Below are 20,451 nucleotides of genomic sequence, written 5' to 3'. Positions count from 1 at the left end.
ATCAGCGCTTCTTGCCGGTCTTGCGACGACGGACGATCAGGCGGTTGCTCGCCTTGTTCTTGTCGCGGGTGCGGCCCTCGGGCTTGCCCCACGGAGACACCGGGTGACGACCACCGGAGGTGCGACCCTCGCCACCACCGTGCGGGTGGTCGACGGGGTTCATCACGACGCCACGGACGGTCGGGCGGATGCCCTTCCAGCGGTTACGTCCGGCCTTGCCCCAGTTGATGTTCGACTGCTCGGCGTTGCCGACCGTGCCGATCGTGGCGCGGCAGCGCACGTCGACCATGCGCATCTCGCCCGAGGGCATGCGCAGGGTGGCGTACTTGCCCTCACGGGCGACGAGCTGGATCGCGGCGCCGGCCGAGCGGCCAAGCTTGGCGCCACCGCCGGGGCGGAGCTCCACGGCGTGCACCGTGGTACCGACCGGGATGTTGCGCAGCTCGAGGTTGTTGCCCGGCTTGATGTCCGAGCCCTCACCTGCGGAGACCACGGTGCCCTGCGTCAGGCCGTTCGGCGCGATGATGTAGCGCTTCTCGCCGTCGGCGTAGTGCAGCAGGGCGATGCGGGCGGTGCGGTTGGGGTCGTACTCGATGTGAGCGACCTTGGCCGGGACGCCGTCCTTGTCGTACCGCTTGAAGTCGATGATGCGGTACGCCTGCTTGTGGCCACCGCCGATGTGGCGGGTGGTGATGCGGCCGGTGTTGTTACGACCACCGGTCTTGGTCTTCGGGGCGAGCAGCGACTTCTCCGGCGTGGAGCGAGTCAGCTCGACGAAATCGGACACGCTGGAGCCACGACGGCCCGGCGTAGTCGGCTTGTACTTACGGATACCCATGTCAGTTCCCTTGTCTCAGCAGCCGCCGGGTCAGGCGCCCGCGCCGCCGAAGATGTCGATGCTCTGGCCCTCGGCAAGGGTGACGATCGCACGCTTGGTGGCGACGGTCTTGCCGTAGCCGTACTTGGTGCGACGACGCTTCCCCTGGCGGTTGAGGGTGTTCACGGAGGTGACCTTGACGTTGAAGATGGCCTCGATGGCGATCTTGATCTCGGTCTTGTTGGCGTCGGGGGAGACGACGAAGGTGTACTTGCCGTCGTCGAGAAGGTTGTAGCTCTTCTCGCTCACCACGGGACGCAGGATGACGTCGCGGTGATCGCGGATCTTCAGCGCAGTCGTCACTTGTCCTTCTCCTCAGAGTTGTTGGTCACACCGGCGATGAAGCCCGCGGCCTCGGCGGCCTCGGCGCTGTTGAACCAGACCTCGGCCTTGGTGCGGCCGTAGTACGGGGACTCGGGGGTGTGGTACTTGCCGGACTGGTTGCCCTTGATGTCGTAGCCGGCCGGCGGGTTGTCGCCGCGGTACGAACCGTCGGCGACCTCGGCCTCAGCGACAGCCTCGGACTCGGTGGCGACGGCCTTGAAGGACTTGCCCGACGCGGGGCCGGCCACGAAGGCGGCGAGAGCGGCGGACGTGAACACGATCTTGTCGTTGGCCAGCACGTCGTACGTGTTGAGCTGGTCAACGGCCAGGGCGTGCACCGTGGGGACGTTGCGGAGGCTCAGCCAGGCGACATCCTCGAAGCGGTCGAGGACGACGAGCACCTTGCTGATGTCCGTCGCGACGTTCGTCAGCGCGGCGATCGCGGCCTTGGTCGAGGGCTTCTCGCCGGAGACGAGCTCCGAGACGACGAAGATCTGACCGTCGCGGGCCCGGTCGGACAGCGCGCCACGCAGAGCGGCGGCGACCATCTTCTTGGGGGTGCGCTGCGAGTAGTCACGCGGCGTCGGGCCGTGGACGATGCCACCGCCGGTCCAGATGGGGGAACGACGCGAGCCGTGACGGGCGCGGCCGGTGCCCTTCTGGCGCCAGGGCTTGATGCCACCGCCGCGGACCTCGCCGCGGGTCTTGGTGTCGTGGGTGCCCTGGCGGGCAGCCGCCAGCTGGGCCACGACGACCTGGTGGATCAGCGGGATGTTGGTCTGCGCGTCGAACAGAGCCGCGGGCAGGTCGGCCGAGCCGGCCTTCTTGCCCGAGGCGTCGATCACGTCAACAGTGAGATCGCTCATGCTGCGTCACCCTTCTTAGCTGCGCTGCGGACGACGACGAGGGAGCCGTTGTTGCCGGGGATTGCGCCACGGACGAGCAGCAGGCCGCGCTCGGCGTCGACAGCGTGAATCTTCAGGTTCTGGATGGTGACCTTGTCATTGCCCATGCGACCCGCCATGCGAAGGCCCTTGAAGACCCTGCCGGGGGTGGCGCAGCCACCGATGGAGCCGGGCGAGCGGTGCTTGCGGTGCACACCGTGCGAAGAGCTGAGGCCCTTGAAGCCGTGGCGCTTCATGACACCAGCGGTGCCCTTGCCCTTTGTCGTACCGGTCACGTCGACGGTCTCGCCGTCGGCGAAGACCTCTGCGGTCAGTTCCTGGCCGAGCGTGAACTCGGAGGCGTCAGCCGTGCGCAGCTCGACGAGGTGCTTGCGCGGGGTGACGTCGGCCTTGGCGAAGTGGCCGGCGGCCGGCTTCGTGACGGCCTTGGCCTTGATCGCGCCGAAGCCGAGCTGGACAGCGTTGTAGCCGTCGGTCTCGGGGGTGCGGACCTGCGTGACGACACACGGGCCGGCCTGGATCACGGTAACGGGCACGACCTTGTTGTTGTCGTCCCACAGCTGGGTCATGCCGAGCTTGGTGCCCAGGATGCCCTTCACGATTCGTTCACTCATTTCAACAGACCTCACGGAAGCTTGATCTCGATGTCGACGCCCGCAGGCAGGTCAAGACGCATCAGCGAATCGACCGTCTTGGGGGTCGGATCGAGGATGTCGATCAGACGCTTGTGCGTGCGCATCTCGAAGTGCTCACGGCTGTCCTTGTACTTGTGAGGCGAACGGATGACGCAGAACACGTTCTTCTCCGTCGGCAGCGGCACCGGGCCGGCCACCTTGGCGCCCGTGCGGGTCACGGTGTCGACGATCTTGCGCGCCGAGCTGTCGATGACCTCGTGGTCATACGCCCGCAGCCTGATGCGGATCTTTTGTCCAGCCACAGTCGTTCCTTCTTCTCGTCCCTTTGGAAATTTCAAGTTCCTTCGGGGTAAAACCCCTTGCCACCCCCGAACTCGGGAGTGTCGCCGCCGGGCCACTCACAGCACCGAGGCGCCGAAAGACCTGGCTCGCGGGTTCCGACGCGTTTCCACATCGCGGTCCCTCGCGGAGCAACTTGTACATTCTGTCATGATCGGGCGCCATCGCCAAATCGGGGTGCCCACAAGGGGCTTCGACACGCGCGGCGGCGTGTGCGGGGGTGTCAGGCTCAGTAGACGGTCAGCCCGCGGGAGCGGAAGGCAGCGCGCGCGGCCTCGACGGACTCCGCGGTCGGCGGCTGCGTGTCGGCGAGCCGGTAGTCCATGCCGAGCGAGGCCCACTTGTCGCGCCCCATCTGGTGGAAGGGCAGGATCTCGACGCGCGTCACCTGGCTCATCGACGCGGCGTGGTCGGCCACCCGCGCGATGTTGGCCGGGTCGTCGGTGAGTCCGGGGACGAGCACGAAGCGCACCCAGGTCTCGATGCCGAGGCGCTCCAGGCGGCGGCCGAAGTCCAGGGTCGGGGCCAGCCGGCGGCCGGTGACGCGGCCGTAGGTCGCCTCGTCGCCCGCCTTGAGGTCGAGCAGGACGAGATCGACATCGGCGAGCAGCTCGTCGCTGGCCGCCGCGCCGAGGAAGCCGGACGTGTCGATCGCGGTGTGGATGCCGAGCTCCTTCGCGCCGCGCAGGATGCGCCCGGCGAAGGCCGGCTGCTGCAGGATCTCCCCGCCCGAGAGCGTGATGCCTCCGCCCGTCGCGCGGAACACACCGCGGTAGCGCCGGATCCGGGCGAGCAGGTCGTCGGCGCGGACGGGGAGCCCCCTGGCCCCCGACATGGTGTCGGGGTTGTGGCAGTACAGGCAGCGCAGCGGGCAGCCGGCCACAAACGTGGTCATGCGGGTTCCCGGGCCGTCGACGGCCGTCACCAGTTCCCAGGAGTGGACCGACCCGATCTCGCCGGCGCGTATCGCGGCGAACAGGTCAGCCCGCTCCAGTCCAGTCACGACCGGGACCCCGCCCAGCGACGTGACGGACGGTGCGGACGCCACCGGGTCTGCCCCGATGGCGTCCGCCAGGAGGTCCGTCACTCAGATCGCCTCGTGGAAGGTCCGCGAGAGGACGTCGAGCTGCTGCTCGCGGGTCAGCTTGACGAAGTTGACGGCGTAACCGGAGACGCGGATCGTCAGCTGCGGGTAGTTCTCCGGGTTCTCCATGGCGTCGAGCAGCGTCTCCCGGTTGAGGACGTTGATGTTGGCGTGGTACAGCCCCTCCCCCATGCCTGCGTCGAGGATGCCGACCAGGTTGGTGACCCGCTCCTCGTGCGTGCGGCCCAGCGCCGGCGGCGTGATGGTGTTGGTCAGCGAGATCCCGTCGAGGGCGTCCTCGTAGGACAGCTTGCCGACGCTCATCATGGAGGCGACCATGCCGTGCGTGTCGGCGCCGTTCTCCGGGTTGGCACCGGGGGCGAAGGGGGTGCCGGCCTCATGGCCGCAGGGGAACGCACCGGTGGCCTTCCCGTAGACCACGTTCGACGTGATCGTCAGGACCGACTGCGTCGGGACGGCGTTGCGGTACATCCGGATCGAGCGGATCTTGTCCATCACGGTCTTGACGACCAGCTGGGCGATCTCGTCGGCGCGGTCGTCGTCGTTGCCGTACTTCGGGAACTCGCCCTCGGTGATGTAGTCGATGACCAGACCCGAATCGTCCCGAACGGGGGTCACGGTCGCGTAGCGGATCGCGGCGAGCGAGTCGGCCACGATCGACAGGCCGGCGATGCCGCAGCCCATCGTGCGGACGATCTCATCGTCGTGCAGCGCCATCTCCATCGCCTCGTAGGCGTACTTGTCGTGGCTGTAGTGGATGATGTTCAGGGCCTCGACGTAGGTGCGGACGACCCAGTCGAGCATCTTGTCGTACTTGGCCCACACGGTGTCGAAGTCGAGCGGCGCGTCGCCGGCGACCGGCGCGAAGCCCTCGACGATCTGCTTGCCGCTGACCTCGTCGCGGCCGCCGTTGATGGCGTACAGGAGGGTCTTGGCCGCGTTGACGCGGGCGCCGAAGAACTGCATCTGCTTGCCGATCGCCATCGGGGAGACGCAGCAGGCGATGGCGGTGTCATCGCCCCAGTGGGAGCGGATCGACGAGTCGGACTCGTACTGGATCGCGGAGGTCTCGATCGAGATCTCGGCGCAGAAGTCCTTGTACCCGGCAGGCAGCGCGTCATCCCAGTAGATGGTGATGTTCGGCTCGGGCGCGGGGCCGAGGTTCCGCAGCGTCTGCAGCAGCCGGAACGACGACTTGGTCACCAGCGTGCGGCCGTCGTTGGCGAACCCGCCGTCGGACCAGGTCGCCCAGTACGGGTCACCGGAAAAGATGTTGTCGTAGTCGATCGTGCGGAGGAAACGGACGATGCGCAGCTTGGTCACCAGCGCATCCATGGCCTCCTGGACCTCGGACTCGGTGATCAGGCCGGCGGCCAGGTCACGCTCGGCGTAGACGTCGAAGAACCCGGAGAGGCGGCCGATGCTCATGGCGGCGCCGTCCTGGCTCTTCACGGAGGCCAGGTACGCGAAGTACGTCCACTGGACGGCCTCGATGTAGTTGGCGGCCGGGCGCGACAGGTCGAAGCCGTAGCTGGCGCCGAGGTTCTTCAGCTTCTCGAGCGCCTTGATCTGTTCGGAGTGCTCCTCGCGGTAGCGCGCCCAGTCCTCGGTGAAGTCCACCTGGTCGGTCACGCGACGCTTGTCGTTGCGCTTGGCCAGGATCAGCGCGTCGACGCCGTAGAGGGCGACGCGGCGGTAGTCGCCGATGATGCGGCCGCGACCGTAGGCGTCGGGAAGGCCGGTGATGATGTGGGAGCTGCGCGCGGCGCGGATCCGCGGCGTGTAGATGTCGAAGACGGCCTCGTTGTGCGTCTTGCGGTAGCGGGTGAAGATCTCCTTGATCCGCTCGTCGGGCTCAAGGCCCGCCTCGCGGATGGCGGTCTCGACCATGCGCCAGCCGCCGGCGGGCATCATGGGCCGCTTCAGCGGGACGTCGGTCTGCAGGCCGACGATGACGTCGTCGTCCGTGCTGATGTAGCCGGCGGGGAACGCGTCGACGTCCGCCGGGATGTGGGTCTCGACGTCGTAGACGCGCTTGGCGCGCTCGACGCTCAGGTAGTCACGCTGGAGGGTGTCCCACACCTGGAGGGTCTTGCGGGTGGGGCCGGCCAGGAAGCTGGAGTCGCCGAGGTAGGGCGTGTAGTTCGTCAGGATGAAGTCGCGCACGTCGATGGAGGTGCGCCAGTTGCCGTCGGTGAAACCCTCCCACGGGTCTTCGCGATGTAGGTCCTTGCTAGCGGTGGCCGTGGCCGACATTTTGCTCCTGGTGTGACAGACGAAACTCGCCGCTTACTGTGGCGAGCAGTGCGTGTCAATACTACGCCCGATAGTAATTTTCCCAGAATTGGAGAGGGGCCCCGGTCACTGCGTTCACCGACAGCGTCAGCCCCGGGCTGCGCAGGCACTCTCGCGCGTGCGCGCCCGCGCGGGCGCGCACGCCGGTAATGTCGCGCCCATGAGTGAGCTGGCGGAGGTGACCGCGTTCCTCGGGGCACGCGAGCCGTGGTCCGCGCTCCCCCGGGGGCAGTTGGCCGCGCTCGCCCGGCGCGCCGAAGCCGTGTACTTCCCCCGAGGAAGCACCGTGCTCTCAGCCGGCGATCACCCGTCGAACATGTTCGTGATCCGTTCCGGTGCGGTCGAGGTGCGCGACGTGAGCGACCAGCTCGTCACGATCGAGGAGGAGGGGGGTTGCTTCGGGCAGTCGTCCATCGTCGAGCGGCGCCCGTCGCGGTTCAGCTTCACGGCCGTCGAGGACACGCTGCTGTGGCGCTTCGATGCAAGCGTCGTCGATGAGCTCGTCGCGCTGCCGAAGGTCAGCCGCTACTTCACCGACTCGAGACTCGGCGATGCGACACAGCAGGGTGCACCGGAGGGCGGCCCGGTGCTGCAGGTACGGGTCGAGGACATGCTCACCCGCGGCGCGGTGTCGATCCGCTCCGATGCCACCGTGCGCGACGCCGCCCGGCTGATGGACGAGCGGCGCATCTCCTCGATCGTCGTGACCCGCGACGATCGCCTGGTCGGCATCCTCACCGACCGCGACCTCCGCCGTGTCGTCGCCAGGCAGATTCCCGGGGAGACCCCGTTACGGGAGGTGATGACGCTCTCCCCCGTCACGGTCAGCCCGGACGCGCTCGCCCTCGACGTGCTCCTCACGCTCGTCGGGAACCGCATCCACCACCTGCCCGTGGTGCGCGGCGATCAGCTCCTCGGCATGGTCACCTCCGGCGACCTGATGCGGTTGGAGCGCTCCAGCCCCCTGTACCTGGTGGGTGACCTCGCCCGCCAGGGCGACGTCGAGGGGCTGGCGGCTGTGATGCGCCGCGTGCCCGGCCTGGTCACGCGCCTGCTGCGCCAGGACGCGACAGCCGAGGACATCGGCCGCATCGTGAGCCGGACGACCGACGCCCTGTGGCAGCGACTCGGCGCGTTGGCCGAGGAGCGCTTCGGCCCACCCCCCGTCGCGTACTGCTGGGTCGCGCTTGGCTCCCTGGCCCGTCAGGAGCAGGCCCTCGGCTCCGACCAGGACCACGCGTTCATCCTCAGCGACGAGGCCCTCCCCGAGCACGACGACTACTTCGGGTCCGTGGCCGCGTTCCTGACCGATGCCCTGGTCGAGTGCGGCTTCCCCCGTTGCCGGGGAGAGGTGATGGCCACGAACCCACGCTGGCGGCAGCCGGTCGCAGGGTGGTGGCGCACCTTCTCGGCCTGGCTGGCCTCCCCAACCGCCGACGCGGTCCTCGGGTCGTCGATCTTCTTCGACATGCGCCCCGTCTTCGGCGAGGCGGACCTGGCGGCCGGTCTACAACGCCGGATCCTCGCCGCCGCCCCGGGCGCGTCGCGCTTCCTCGGGCACCTCGCCTCGCACGCGAACGACATCGAGGTGCCACTCGGGTTCCTGCGCGGCCTGGTCGTCGAGCGGCAGGGTAGCCATCGGGACCAGCTCGACATCAAGAAGGGAGGGCTGACACCGATCGTCGACGTCGCGCGGCTGTATGCCCTTCGCTGGGGCCTGCCGCAGGTCGGCACCCGCCCTCGACTCGCGGCTGCCGCGCTGCACGGCATCCACGTCGACAACCTGCTCGACGCGCACGAATACCTCGGCTACACCCGCCTGCAGCACCAGGGGCGGCAGGTGGGCCGCAACGAGGAGCCCGACAATCACCTCGCGCCGTCGGAGCTCACCGAGTTCGAGCGCCGCTCGCTGCGCGACGCCTTCTGGTACGTCTCGCAGGCGCAGAAGGCCCTGACCGTGACGTTCCAGACCCAGTTCATCGGCTGACGCATGGCCTGGTTCCGACGTGGCAATGCTGTCCTGGCCCCCCGCGTTCCTGACGGGCCGCTGCGGCGGTTCCTGCACTCGACCCCGCCCGGGCGTGACACCCCGCTGGAGGAGTTGCGTCTGCTGGCGATCGACCTCGAGACCACCGGGCTGTCGCCGGCCAGCGACCACATCCTGTCGGTCGGCATGGTGGACGTCGACGGGCTGCGTATCCCGCTGGGCACGGCCACGAACCTCCTGGTGAACCCCGGCATCGGTGTGGGGCAGTCCGCGGTCATCCACGGCCTGACCGACGACGAGCTCCTCGCGCAGGGGGTCACGCTCCCCGAGGCGCTCGACGCCGTGTTCGAGCGGCTCGCGGGGCGAGTGCTGCTCGCCCACCACGCGGGCGTCGAGGTGGGGTTCCTGACCGCGGCGGTCCGGCGGCTGCACGGCATCACTATCACGCTGCCGGCTGTCGACACCATGGTTCTCGGGCACCGGGCGATCGGCATCGGCGAGGACCATCCGGCCGACGCGCTGCGGCTGTGGCGGCTGCGGCGCCGCAGCGGGCTGCCGACCTACAAGGGGCACGACGCGGTCGTGGACGCTCTGGCGTGCGCGGAGCTGTACCTCGCCCTGGCCCAGGAGCTGGGGCTGCGCCGGTTCGCTCAGGTGCGCGCCTGACCCGCCAGGTCGCCCAGCAGCATGACCGTGCCGTCCCAGCCGGGCGCGAGCCACGCGAGCAGCTCCGGCAGCTCCACGGGGAACACCTCGACGTCGATCGCCGCCAGCTCCTCCGGCGGGAACCAGTGCAGGGAGTCGACGAAGTGGCGCTCCACCTCGGTCCAGCCCTCGGTAGCGAGCTGCTCGTCGGTGACGGGGCACCCGAGCCGCGCCACGAAGAACTCCTCGTCCTGGCGCACCGCCCGGGCGAAGAAGTCGAAGACCGAGCTGCGCGCGGCGACGGGCCCGACCAGGGCATCGACGTCGATGCTCAGACCCGTCTCCTCCAGGACCTCACGCACGACAGCCTCGCGGGCGGTCTCGCCGGGGTCGATGCCCCCGCCTACCGTGAACCACCAGATCCGCTCAGGCTGCTGGGCGTCGTGCGCCTGCACCAGGAGGAGGCGCCCCTCACCGTCGAAGAGCAGCACGCGGGCCGCGCGGCGGAACGGGAGCCCGTCGTCGCCGATCCTCCAGCCCTCCCCCGGCAGCGGTCCGTCCTCAGTCACGGGCCCTACCCTACGGCCAGTGTCGCCCCGCGTCGCGGAGTTGAGGCCCTGGATCTAGACTCGGCGGTGACAACCGACGGAGGGCAACGATGGCCGACGAGAACCTCACCCGCATCATCCAGGAGACGGTCCCGGGCCGTCAGATCACGCTGGCGCACATCATCGCGCGCCCGCGGCCGATCATCTACAAGAAACTGGGACTGAACCCGGGGATCGACTACTCGCAGTCCGCGATCGGCGTCCTGACGATGACGCCGGCCGAGATGGCGATCATCGGCTCGGACCTAGCGACGAAGGCCTCCGACATCGAACTCGGGTTCCTCGACCGCTTCTCGGGCACCCTGATCTTCACCGGGACGCTGTCGAACGTGGAGCAGGCGATCAGGGAGATCCTCAACTACGCCGAGCACACGCTGCGCTTCACGGTGTGCCCCGTCTCGCGCTCCTGATGCGCAAGATCATGCTGGTCGGCCGCGTCGGGAGCGGCAAGACCACGCTGACGCAGGTGCTGAGGGGCGAACAGATCAGTTACCACAAGACGCAGTACATCAACCACCACGACGTGGTGATCGACACGCCCGGCGAGTACGCGGAGACCAAGGAACTGGCCCGCGGGCTGGCGCTCTACAGCTACGAGGCCGACGTCATCGGCCTCCTGCTCAGCGCGACGGAGCCCTTCTCGCTGTACCCGCCGAACCTGACCGGGTCGGTGAACCGGGAGGTCATCGGCATCGTGACACGCATCGACGACCCCGAGGGGGACGCGGACCAGGCCGAGCGGTGGCTCGAGCTGACCGGCGTCGGGCACATCTTCCGGGTCTCCGCCGTCACCGGCGAGGGCGTCGACGCGCTGCTCGCGCACCTCGCCTGAGGCCGGGCGCGACGGCCAAGACGCCGAACCACACCGTTGGGATTTGCCCGCGACGGCGACTAGAGTGGCCGACCGTGTCGTCGTCGGCCCTCGAGCATCTCTCCCCAGCCTTCCCCCAGCGAGCCGCCTGGGGTACGGCGTCGTCGCTGCGCGCCTGGCAGCAGGAGGCCCTCGATATCTACGAGCGCGACGACCCCCGCGACTTCCTGTGCGTCGCGACCCCGGGCGCAGGCAAGACGACGTTCGCGCTGCGCATCGCGCTGAACCTGCTGCGCAGCCGCAAGGTCCGGCGCATCGTCGTCGTCGCCCCGACGGAGCACCTGAAGGTGCAGTGGGCCGACGCCGCCGCCCGCGTCGGCATCCAGCTGGACCCCGGCACCGGCGGCTCCTCGCGCCGCGGACGCTCGAAGGAGTACGACGGCTCGGTCGTCACATACGCGGGCGTCGCGGCCCGCAGCTACGTCTACGAGGCGCTGTGCCACTCCAAGGAACTCCTGGTCATCTTCGACGAGATCCACCACGCGGGTGACTCGAAGAGCTGGGGCGAGGCGATCAGCTACGCCTTCACGCACGCGACCCGGCGCCTGTCGCTGACCGGCACCCCGTTCCGCTCCGACGACAATCCCATCCCGTTCGTCGCGTACGACGAGCTGGCACCGGGGGTCAAGCAATCGCGCGCCGACTACACCTACGGCTACTCCGAGGCGCTGTCCGACAGCGTCGTACGCCCCGTGCTGTTCATGAACTACGGCGGCCCGATGCGCTGGCGCACCAAGTCCGGCGACGAACTGGCCGCCGAACTCGGCGTGCCGATGCCCAAGGACCTCACGGCCGCAGCCTGGCGCACCGCGCTGTCGCCGACGGGCGAGTGGGTCAACGCGGTGCTGCGGGCCGCGGACACGCGCCTGACGGAGGTCCGCCGCCACGTCCCCGATGCCGGCGGGCTCGTCATCGCGACCAACCAGACGACGGCGCGGGCCTATGCCCGGCTGCTGGCCGACCTCACGGGCGTCAAGCCGTGCGTGGTGCTCTCCGACGACGCGAGGGCCAGCTCCCGCATCGACGCGTTCTCCGGGTCCGACGACCGCTGGATGGTCGCCGTCCGCATGGTCTCCGAGGGCGTCGACGTGCCCCGGCTCGCCGTCGGCGTCTACGCGACCGCCACGTCGACCCCGCTGTTCTTCGCGCAGGCCGTCGGCCGCTTCGTGCGCTCGCGCCGCAAGGGCGAGGTCGCCACCGTCTTCCTCCCGACCGTGCCTGTGCTGCTGGCGCACGCCTCGACCATCGAGAGGCAGCGCGACCACGTACTGGGGCGGCCGAAGAACGACGAGGACGGGCTGTGGGCCGAGTCCGAGGCACTGATGGAGGCGGCCAACTCCTCCGAGTCCGCCTCCGACGACCTGCTCGGCGAGTTCGAGGCCCTCGAGTCGCATGCGACGTTCGACCACGTGCTGTTCGACGCGCAGGCCTTCGGGATGCACGCCGAGCCGACCAGCCAGGACGAGGCCGACTACCTCGGCCTTCCCGGGCTGCTGGACGCCGGCCAGGTCCGCACGCTGCTGGCCGACCGGCAGCGCCGGCAGGTGAAGCGCCACGAGCACGCCGACCGGAAGGTCGAGCCGGAGGTCGCGCTGCACCGGGCGATCGCGACGAAGCGCAAGGAGCTCAACTCTCTGGTCAGCCAGTACGCCAACCTGAAGGGCGTCCCGCACAGCCACGTGCACGCGGACCTCAGACGCGAGTGCGGCGGCCCGAAGCTTGCGCAGGCGTCGTCGGCGGAGGTCGACGAGCGGATCACGGCGATCCGAGGCTGGCTGCGGGGCTGATCCCCCGGCTCGCCCGGCGGGTAGGGTCGAGGCCATGAGCGATCAGCAGGAGCACAGCACCGGCGGCGTCTACACGGTCAAGGGCCGGGAGTTCAGCCGCGACTCCCGCTACATCACCACCCGCATCGTCGCGGAGCCGCGCCCCGGCACCGACGACTACCCCGTCGAGCCCGGCCGCTACCGCCTCATCGCCGCCTTCGCGTGTCCCTGGGCCAACCGCGCCATCATCGTGCGTGACCTGCTCGGCCTGCAGGACGTCATCTCGATGGGCAACCCCGGCCCCACGCACGACGCGGATTCCTGGACCTTCGACCTCGACCCCGGCGGCGTCGACCCGGTGCTCGGCATCCACCGGCTCAAGGACGCTTACGAGAAACGCTTCCCCGGCTACCCCCGCGGCATCACGGTCCCCGCGATCGTGGACGAGCGCAGCGGCGAGGTGGTCACCAACAACTTCCCGCAGATCACCGAGGACCTGTTCTTCGAGTGGAAGCCGTTCCACCGGGTCGACGCCCCGGACCTGTGGCCGGCGGATGTCCGCGACGAGATGGAGGAGGTGATGCACCGCGTCTACACCGAGGTCAACAACGGCGTCTACCGGTGCGGTTTCGCCGGCTCGCAGGAGGCCTACGACGCGGCCTACGACCGCCTGTTCGCGGCGTTGGACTGGCTGGAGGACCGGCTCGCGACCCGCCGGTTCCTGATGGGTGACGCAATCACGGAGGCCGACGTCCGCCTCTTCACCACGCTGGTCCGCTTCGATCCCGTCTACCACGGCCACTTCAAGTGCAACCGGCAGAAGCTGAGCGAGATGCCGAACCTGTGGGGCTATGCGAGGGACCTGTTCCAGACGCCCGGCTTCGGCGAGAACGTGCGATTCGACCAGATCAAGCAGCACTACTACATCGTGCACCGCGACATCAATCCGCTGGGCATAGTGCCGAAGGGCCCGGATCTGGCCAGCTGGCAGAGCGACCCGGGACGCGTCTGACAGGCACCAGTTCCTGCGGCCCGCCGGTTCCCGACGGCGTGTCGCACTACAGTTGCTGCCATGCCACGCCGCCAGTACGAAGTCCTGCCCGGCAGCCATGGATCCCGCGTGCGTGTCCAGGCCCGGGGCCAGGACGTCCTCCACGATCCCCGCATCAACCGGGGCACCGCCTTCACGCACGAGGAGCGGTCCGCCCTCGGCCTCGAGGGCATGCTGCCCGTCAGCATCACCCCCCTGGAGGCCCAGGAGTCGCGGGCGCTGAGCCGGGTCAGGGGTGCCCGGACGATGCTCGACAAGTTCGCCTACCTGCAGGCGCTGCGGGAACGTAACACCGTGCTGTTCTACCGGCTGCTCACCGACCACATCGAGGAGATCATGCCGATCGTCTACACGCCGACGATCGGCGAGGCGATCAAGGAGTTCAGCCTCTGGTATCAGCACATGGCAGGCGTGTTCCTGTCGATCGACCAGGTTGACCGCGTCGAGGAGTGCCTGCGCAACACGGGGCTGACCGACGGCGACGTCGACATCCTGATCGTGACGGACTCCGAGGGCATCCTCGGCATCGGCGACCAGGGCGTCGGCGGCATCCAGATCTGCAACGGCAAGAAGTCGCTGTACACCGCCGCGGGGGGCGTGGACCCCGACCGCATGCTGGCCGTCGTGCTCGACGTCGGCACGGACAACCTCGCGCTGCTCAACGACGATCTCTACATGGGGCTGAAGAAGGCCCGCGTGCGCGACGAGCGCTACGACGAGTTCGTCGCGGCCTTCGTGGCCGCGGCCGGACGCGTCTTCCCCGGAGCCATGATCCACTGGGAAGACTTCGGCGCCAACAACGCGCACCGCCTCCTGCACACCTACCGAGACGAGGTCTGCTCCTTCAACGACGACATCCAGGGCACCGCGGCCGTCGTCGCCAGCGCCGTGCTGGCCGGCGTGAAGGCCAAGCACGAGAAGCTGTCCGAGCAGCGCTTCGTGATCCACGGCGCCGGCACCGCGGGCATCGGCATCGCCGATCTGCTCGTCGACCTGATGGTCAAGGAGGGCGTGACCCGCGAGGAGGCCCGCACGCGCTTCTGGATGACGAGCAGCCGCGGGCTGGTCACCGACGACGCGACCCTCAGGTTCCGCGACTTCCAGCGGCCGTGGGCCCGCGGCGTCGGCGAGCTGCGCGACTGGGAGCTCGACCAGGTCGGCCGCTACATGCTGGCCGACATCGTCCGCAACACGCACCCGACCGTCCTGATCGGCACCTCCGGGCAGCCGGGCTCGTTCTCGGAGGCGATCGTCCGGGACATGGCCGGGCACGTCGAGCGGCCGATCATCATGCCCCTGTCGAACCCGACGGCGCTCGCGGAGGCCACTCCCGCGGAGCTGCTGGGCTGGACCGACGGTCGGGCGATGATCGCGACCGGCTCGCCGTTCCCCGCGGTGACGCTGGGGGACGTGACGTACTCGATCGCGCAGGCCAACAACGCCCTGGTGTTCCCCGGCATCGGGCTCGGCGTCGCGGTCTGCAAAGCGACGAGGGTCACCGACGCGATGATCGCCGCCTCGGCCGAGGCCGTGGCCTCGTTGGCCCAGGTACGCTCCCCCGCCGACCCGCTGCTGCCCAGAATCAACGACCTGCGGCACGTCTCTGCGGCCGTCGCGATCGCCGTCGCGCGGGTCGCGGCCGACGAGGGGATCGCGTCCGCGCCGCTCACCGAGCCCGTGCAACAGGTCTTCGACGAGATGTGGCAGCCGGTCTACCCGGAGCTGATCCTCAGCTGAGACTGGAGCGCAGCGCCCGCAGCCTGGCCAGCGAGGACTCCCTGCCCAGGATCTCCATGGATTCGAACAGCGGCGGGGAGACCTTGCGGCCGGAGATGGCCACGCGGATCGGCGCGAAGGCGAACTTCGGCTTGATGCCCATGCCGTCGACGATGCGCTCGCGCAGCCCGGCCTGGATGGCGCCGGCGTCGAACGGCACGTGATCGGCGACGCTGATGGCGGCCTCCAGCACGTCGGCGGCATTCTCGTTCAGGCCGGCCACCGCGTCCTCGTCGACGGCCAGCTCGGCGTCGGCCGCGAAGAGGAAGTCGAGCTGGGGCAGCGCGTCCTTCAGCAGGACGAGGCGCTCCTGGATGATCGGGACGGCCGCGCGGAGGATCTCGAGCTGGCGGTCCGTCGGCTCGCTCCACTGACCGGTCTGGGAGGCGAAGGCGGCGATGGTGTCGGCGAGCTCGTCGGCGCTCAGCTGGCGCAGGTAGTGGCCGTTGAGCCAGTCGAGCTTCTTCAGGTCGAAGATCGGGCCCGTGGTGTTGACCTTGTCCCAGGAGAAGCGCTCCACGAACTCCTCGAACGTCGAGACCTCGTGCTCCTCGTCGCCGGCGTAGCCGAGCAGCTGCAGGAAGTTACGCACGGCCTCGGGCAGATAGCCCGCCTCCTTGAACCACATGAGGCGCGCGGCGGGGTTCTTGCGCTTGGAGATCTTCGATTTGTCGGTGTTGCGCAGCAGCGGCATGTGCGCGAAGGCCGGCTGCTCCCAGCCGAGCCACCGGTAGAGGAGGACGTGCTTGGGCGTGGAGGAGATCCACTCCTCTCCCCGCACGACGGTGTTGATGCCCATCAGGTGGTCGTCGACGACGACCGCCAGGTGGTAGGTCGGGAAGCCGTCGGCCTTGAGGATGACCTGGTCGTCGGGCCGCGGCGCCTTCACCGAGCCGCGGATGACGTCGGTGAACTCGAGCTCGACGTCGTCGGGGATGAGCATGCGCACGACGGGGGTCTCGCTGAAGCCGGGCAGCTGGGCGCGCTCCTCTCGGGTCTTCCCGTGGCAGAGGCGGTCGTAGCCGGTGGTCGACAGCTTGTTCCGCTCCTGCTCGGCGCGCAGCTCCTTGAGCCGCTCGGCGCTGCACCAGCAGTGGTAGGCGTGGCCGTCGGCGATCAGCTGGTCGACGAACGGGCGGTAGGTGTCCAGCCGCTCTGACTGGCGGTAGGGGGCGTAGGGGCCGCCGACGTGCGGGCCCTCGTCCGGGCTCAGCCCCAGCCACTCGAGCGAGTCGTAGATCTGCTGCTCGGAGCCCTCCACGAGGCGGTTCTGGTCGGTGTCCTCGATCCGTAGCACGAACTGGCCGCCGGTCCTGCGGGCCCAGGCAAGGTCGAACAGCGCCATGAAGGCGGTGCCGACGTGCGGGTCTCCGGTGGGCGAGGGGGCTACTCGGGTGCGCGCGGGAACATCTGCAGTCATAGTGCCCCTGAGTCTAGTGCCGAGCGCCCCCTGCCCCGGCTGCGGGACGTCCCTGGGCCTCCCCCGGTCCCCGGTGGCAGCGGCTGGGGTGGGCCTGTCGGGAGGGCAGACTGGTCGGGTGACCAGTCGAGAGATCCATGCCGCGCAGCAGGAGGTGGAGCGGGAGCTCCGCGGGCCGCAGCCTGCCCGCCTGACGACGACGCTCACGCACGTGCTGGAGGACCTCGTGCCGGTGCCGGGCACGAAGCTGCGCGTGGGGATCGATCCGGTGCTCACGCTGGTCCCCTGGGCCGGCACCGCCATCGGCTCGGTCTTCGGGTCCGCCCTCCTGGTCGACGCCGTGCGGCTGCGGATGCCGCTGCCGGTGCTGCTGCGGATGTTCGCCAACTGGCTGATCGACTGGCTGGTCGGCCTGCTGCCCTACGCGGGCCCGCTGCTGGACGCCGCCTGGCGGTCGAACAACCGGAATCTGCGGCTGCTGCGCCGGACGATCGACGACCGCGAACAGGTGCGCCACGCCTCCGTCCTGTACTGGATCAGCGCGGTGGCCATCCTCGTGGGGATGATGCTGCTGATCCTCCTGGTCCCCGTGCTGCTGATCGCGTGGCTGACGAGCCTCGGGTGAGCCAGACGTGGGGCGTCGCTTCCCGGCCGGACCCGATAGCATGACGCCATGACTGCCGCTGACCTGCCTTCGAACTTCATCTACGACGCCGTGACGGCGGACGTGGAGCAGGGTCAGCGGGGCGGCAGGGTGCAGACGAGGTTCCCACCCGAGCCCAACGGCTTCCTGCACATCGGCCACGCGAAGGCCATCGTCGTCGACTTCGGCGTGGCCGACGACTTCGGGGGGCGGTGCGTCCTGCGCCTCGACGACACCAACCCGGAGACCGAGGAGACGGACTTCGTCGACGGGATCATCAACGACATCGCCTGGCTGGGATACGAGCCCGCCGAGGTGCGCCACGCCTCCGACTACTTCGGCCAGCTGTACCTGTGGGCCGAGGAGCTGATCGGCCGCGGGCTCGCCTACGTCGACGACCAGACCCCCGAGGAGATCTCCCAGGGCCGCGGGGGGTTCGGACGGCCCGGCGTCGAGTCCCCGTTCCGCGACCGCACCCCCGCCGACAACCTCGACCTGTTCCGCCGCATGCGGGCGGGCGAGTTCCCCGACGGGTCGCGGGTGCTGCGCGCGAAGATCGACATGGCGTCGGAGAACATGCAGCTGCGTGACCCGATCATGTACCGCATCCGCCACGCCCACCACCACCGCACGGGCGACGAGTGGCCCATCTACCCCACCTACGACTGGGCGCACGGCCAGTCCGACGCGTTGGAGGGCGTGACGCACTCCATCTGCACGCTGGAGTTCGAGTCGCACCGGCCGCTCTACGACTGGTTCCTGCGCCAGCTCGAGGTGCCCGACGCGCCCCGTCAGTACGAGTTCGCCCGCCTGGAGTTCACGCACACCGTCACGTCGAAGCGCCGGCTGGCGAAGCTGGTCGCCGACGGGATCGTCGACGGCTGGGACGACGCCCGGATGCCCACGATCGGCGGTCTGCGCCGCCGCGGCTACCCGGCCTCGGCGATCCGCTCCTTCTGCCGCGAGGTCGGCACCACGCGCACCAACTCCCGCCAGTCCATGGAGGCTCTCGAGTCCTACGTGCGTCGCGAGCTCAACGAGGCCGCGCAGCGCCGGATGGCCGTCCTGCGGCCCCTGAAGCTGACGATCACCAACTGGCCGGTCGACGGCGACGGGAACCCCGTCGTCGAGCACTTCGAGCTGACCAACAATCCGGAGCGGCCCGAGGACGGCACCCGGCAGGTGCCCTTCACCGGGCAGCTGTGGATCGAGCAGGACGACTTCCGTGAGGTTCCCCCGCCGAAGTACTTCCGGCTGTCCATCGGCCGCGAGGTGCGGCTGCGCGGCGCGTTCTTCGTGACGGCCACCGACGTCGTGAAGGACACCGAGGGTAACGTCGTGGAGGTGCTCGCCACCTACGACCCGGCCACCCGCGGCGGCGACGCCCCCGACGGCAGGCGCGTGAAGTCGACCATGCACTGGGTCTCGCTCCCCCACGCCGTCGACGCGACGGCCGCTCTGTACGAGCGGCTGTTCAGCGCCGAGGTCCCGGGCGACGCCACCGGGGAGCCCCTCGACGACCTGAACCCGAACTCCCGCGAGCTGCTGACCGGATGCAAGGTCGAGCCGGCCCTGGCGGAGGCCGCGGGTGGCGAGGTTGTGCAGTTCGAGCGCCTCGGCTACTTCGCCGTCGACCCCGACAAGGACATGTACTTCCACCGCACCGTGGGTCTCCGTGACGAGTGGGCGGCCATCCAGAAGCGCAAGGGCTGACCCCGCCCCGCCGCAGAAACACAGAGGCGCCCTCCCGGATCCCCGGGAAGGCGCCTCCATCTGTGCCGCGATGAGCACGACACACTTGTCGTCCCCGACAAGGCAGGCTTCCGGGCCGAATCGGCCCATGAGCAGGAGGATGTGCTCATCGCGGCCCAGGCATAGAGAAAGGGCCGCGCAGCCGGAGCTGCGCGACCCTCTGCTCTAGATCAGCGAGTCAGTTCACTTGATGATCTTGGTGACGTTGCCGGCACCGACGGTGCGGCCGCCCTCACGGATGGCAAACTTGAGCTGCTCCTCCATGGCGATCGGCTTGTTCAGGTGAACGGTCATCTCGGTGTTGTCGCCGGGCATGACCATCTCGGTGCCAGCGGGGAGCTGGACGACGCCGGTCACGTCAGTCGTACGGAAGTAGAACTGGGGCGAGTAGTTGGAGAAGAACGGCTTGTGACGGCCACCCTCCTCCTTGGTGAGCACGTAGACCGAGGCCTCGAAGTCAGTGTGGGGCGTGGTCGAGCCGGGCTTGATGACGACCATGCCGCGCTCCACGTCCTCCTTCTTGGTGCCACGGAGCAGCAGGCCGACGTTCTCGCCAGCGCGACCCTCGTCGAGGATCTTGCGGAACATCTCGACACCGGTGACGGTGGTGGTCTGCTTGTCCTCGCGGATGCCGACGATGTCGACGGTCTCGCCGGTCTTGACGATGCCGCGCTCGATACGACCGGTGATGACGGTGCCACGACCGGTGATCGTGAAGACGTCCTCGACGGGCATCAGGAAGGGCTTGTCGGTGTCACGCTCGGGCTGCGGGATGTACTCGTCAACCGCGTCCATGAGCTCCATGATCGAGTCGGCCCACTTCTCGTCGCCGTTCAGCGCCGGGAAGGCGGCAACGCGGACGATCGGGAGGTTGTCGCCGTCGAACTCCTGAGCGGAGAGGATCTCGCGGAGCTCCATCTCGACCAGGTCGATGAGGTCGGCGTCGGCCTCGTCGATCATGTCGCACTTGTTGAGGGCGACGACGATGGCGGGAACGCCGACCTGGCGGGCCAGGAGGATGTGCTCGTGGGTCTGAGCCATCGGGCCGTCGGTGGCGGCGACCACGAGGATCGCGCCGTCCATCTGAGCGGCACCGGTGATCATGTTCTTGACGTAGTCGGCGTGGCCGGGGCAGTCAACGTGAGCGTAGTGGCGCTTCTCGGTCTGGTACTCGACGTGCGCGATCGAGATGGTGATACCGCGCTGACGCTCTTCGGGCGCCTTGTCGATCTGGTCGAACGCGGAGACGGCGTTCCACTGCGGGTAGCGATCGTGAAGCACCTTCGTGATCGCCGCGGTCAGAGTGGTCTTGCCGTGGTCGACGTGTCCGATGGTGCCGATGTTGCAGTGCGGCTTGGTCCGCTCAAACTTGGCCTTTGCCACGAGGGCTCCTTCTTGGATCTCGCCAGGCGGGATTGCCCGGCGTGTGGTCTTTCCTCTGTGAGGCGTCGG

General features: G+C 69.0%; 19 protein-coding genes. 9 read left to right on the top strand and 10 right to left on the bottom strand.

The window, feature by feature from the left end; all coding sequences use genetic code 11:
* Position 1: 1 nt before the first annotated feature.
* The 7 genes from rplB to pflB all read right to left on the bottom strand — a co-directional run bounded on the left by rplB (position 2) and on the right by pflB (position 6,441).
* The gene (rplB, locus tag QH948_RS03785; protein WP_219080765.1) at positions 2-838 is read right to left on the bottom strand and encodes a 50S ribosomal protein L2; all 837 of its coding nucleotides are present in this window, start codon (positions 836-838) and stop codon (positions 2-4) included.
* A 30-nt stretch (positions 839-868) separates the two neighbouring features.
* The gene (gene rplW, locus QH948_RS03780; protein WP_219080766.1) at positions 869-1,180 is read right to left on the bottom strand and encodes a 50S ribosomal protein L23; all 312 of its coding nucleotides are present in this window, start codon (positions 1,178-1,180) and stop codon (positions 869-871) included.
* Positions 1,177-2,067, bottom strand: a complete 891-nt coding sequence (gene rplD, locus QH948_RS03775) for a 50S ribosomal protein L4, sunset domain variant (protein ID WP_219080767.1) — start codon at positions 2,065-2,067, stop codon at positions 1,177-1,179. The genes rplW and rplD overlap by 4 nt, the downstream gene beginning before the upstream one ends.
* On the bottom strand, positions 2,064-2,720 hold the full coding sequence (rplC, locus tag QH948_RS03770) for a 50S ribosomal protein L3 (RefSeq protein WP_219080768.1): 657 nt from the start codon (positions 2,718-2,720) through the stop codon (positions 2,064-2,066). The genes rplD and rplC overlap by 4 nt, the downstream gene beginning before the upstream one ends.
* An 11-nt stretch (positions 2,721-2,731) precedes the next feature.
* The gene (gene rpsJ, locus QH948_RS03765) at positions 2,732-3,043 is read right to left on the bottom strand and encodes a 30S ribosomal protein S10 (protein WP_015071250.1); all 312 of its coding nucleotides are present in this window, start codon (positions 3,041-3,043) and stop codon (positions 2,732-2,734) included.
* 266 nt (positions 3,044-3,309) lie between these two features.
* Positions 3,310-4,167 (bottom strand): pyruvate formate-lyase-activating protein, encoded by an 858-nt coding sequence (gene pflA / locus QH948_RS03760; RefSeq protein ID WP_281145586.1) that lies wholly within the window; start codon positions 4,165-4,167, stop codon positions 3,310-3,312.
* The gene (pflB, locus tag QH948_RS03755; RefSeq protein ID WP_281145585.1) at positions 4,168-6,441 is read right to left on the bottom strand and encodes a formate C-acetyltransferase; all 2,274 of its coding nucleotides are present in this window, start codon (positions 6,439-6,441) and stop codon (positions 4,168-4,170) included.
* A 199-nt stretch (positions 6,442-6,640) separates the two neighbouring features.
* Here pflB and QH948_RS03750 point away from each other — a divergent pair, with 199 nt between their 5' ends.
* Both QH948_RS03750 and QH948_RS03745 read left to right on the top strand, forming a co-directional pair.
* Positions 6,641-8,467, top strand: a complete 1,827-nt coding sequence (locus QH948_RS03750; protein WP_281145584.1) for a DUF294 nucleotidyltransferase-like domain-containing protein — start codon at positions 6,641-6,643, stop codon at positions 8,465-8,467.
* A 3-nt stretch (positions 8,468-8,470) separates the two neighbouring features.
* Positions 8,471-9,133, top strand: coding sequence for a 3'-5' exonuclease (locus tag QH948_RS03745; RefSeq protein ID WP_281145583.1), 663 nt, complete (start codon positions 8,471-8,473; stop codon positions 9,131-9,133).
* On the opposite strand, the gene QH948_RS03740 is transcribed toward QH948_RS03745, so the two are convergent.
* Positions 9,118-9,681 (bottom strand): NUDIX hydrolase, encoded by a 564-nt coding sequence (locus QH948_RS03740; RefSeq protein ID WP_281145582.1) that lies wholly within the window; start codon positions 9,679-9,681, stop codon positions 9,118-9,120. The two genes, QH948_RS03745 and QH948_RS03740, sit on opposite strands and share 16 nt — an antisense overlap.
* A gap of 89 nt (positions 9,682-9,770) precedes the next feature.
* Here QH948_RS03740 and QH948_RS03735 point away from each other — a divergent pair, with 89 nt between their 5' ends.
* From QH948_RS03735 to QH948_RS03715, 5 genes are all read left to right on the top strand, one after another.
* The gene (locus QH948_RS03735) at positions 9,771-10,130 is read left to right on the top strand and encodes a BMC domain-containing protein (RefSeq protein WP_281145581.1); all 360 of its coding nucleotides are present in this window, start codon (positions 9,771-9,773) and stop codon (positions 10,128-10,130) included.
* Entirely contained in the window at positions 10,109-10,552 is a 444-nt protein-coding gene (locus tag QH948_RS03730; RefSeq protein WP_281145580.1) for a EutP/PduV family microcompartment system protein, read from the top strand. The genes QH948_RS03735 and QH948_RS03730 overlap by 22 nt, the downstream gene beginning before the upstream one ends.
* Positions 10,553-10,626: 74 nt before the next feature.
* Positions 10,627-12,378 (top strand): DEAD/DEAH box helicase, encoded by a 1,752-nt coding sequence (locus QH948_RS03725; RefSeq protein WP_281145579.1) that lies wholly within the window; start codon positions 10,627-10,629, stop codon positions 12,376-12,378.
* A gap of 34 nt (positions 12,379-12,412) precedes the next feature.
* The gene (locus tag QH948_RS03720) at positions 12,413-13,369 is read left to right on the top strand and encodes a glutathione S-transferase family protein (RefSeq protein ID WP_281145578.1); all 957 of its coding nucleotides are present in this window, start codon (positions 12,413-12,415) and stop codon (positions 13,367-13,369) included.
* Positions 13,370-13,429: 60 nt separating this feature from the next.
* Positions 13,430-15,145, top strand: a complete 1,716-nt coding sequence (locus QH948_RS03715; protein WP_281145577.1) for an NAD-dependent malic enzyme — start codon at positions 13,430-13,432, stop codon at positions 15,143-15,145.
* Here the strand turns inward: QH948_RS03715 and gltX are convergent.
* On the bottom strand, positions 15,138-16,604 hold the full coding sequence (gltX, locus tag QH948_RS03710; RefSeq protein ID WP_281145576.1) for a glutamate--tRNA ligase: 1,467 nt from the start codon (positions 16,602-16,604) through the stop codon (positions 15,138-15,140). The two genes, QH948_RS03715 and gltX, sit on opposite strands and share 8 nt — an antisense overlap.
* A 118-nt stretch (positions 16,605-16,722) precedes the next feature.
* Here gltX and QH948_RS03705 point away from each other — a divergent pair, with 118 nt between their 5' ends.
* Positions 16,723-17,229, top strand: a complete 507-nt coding sequence (locus QH948_RS03705) for a DUF4112 domain-containing protein (RefSeq protein ID WP_281145575.1) — start codon at positions 16,723-16,725, stop codon at positions 17,227-17,229.
* A 48-nt stretch (positions 17,230-17,277) separates the two neighbouring features.
* Entirely contained in the window at positions 17,278-18,960 is a 1,683-nt protein-coding gene (locus tag QH948_RS03700; protein ID WP_281145574.1) for a glutamine--tRNA ligase/YqeY domain fusion protein, read from the top strand.
* Positions 18,961-19,182: 222 nt separating this feature from the next.
* Here QH948_RS03700 and tuf read toward each other — a convergent pair whose 3' ends face one another.
* Positions 19,183-20,382 (bottom strand): elongation factor Tu, encoded by a 1,200-nt coding sequence (gene tuf, locus QH948_RS03695; RefSeq protein WP_281145573.1) that lies wholly within the window; start codon positions 20,380-20,382, stop codon positions 19,183-19,185.
* Positions 20,383-20,451: the final 69 nt, after the last annotated feature.

Origin of the sequence: Tessaracoccus lacteus (genome assembly GCF_029917005.1) — a bacterium.
Taxonomy (GTDB): Bacteria; Actinomycetota; Actinomycetes; order Propionibacteriales; family Propionibacteriaceae; genus Arachnia; species Arachnia lactea.
This window is presented reverse-complemented; position numbering and strand designations above follow the sequence as displayed.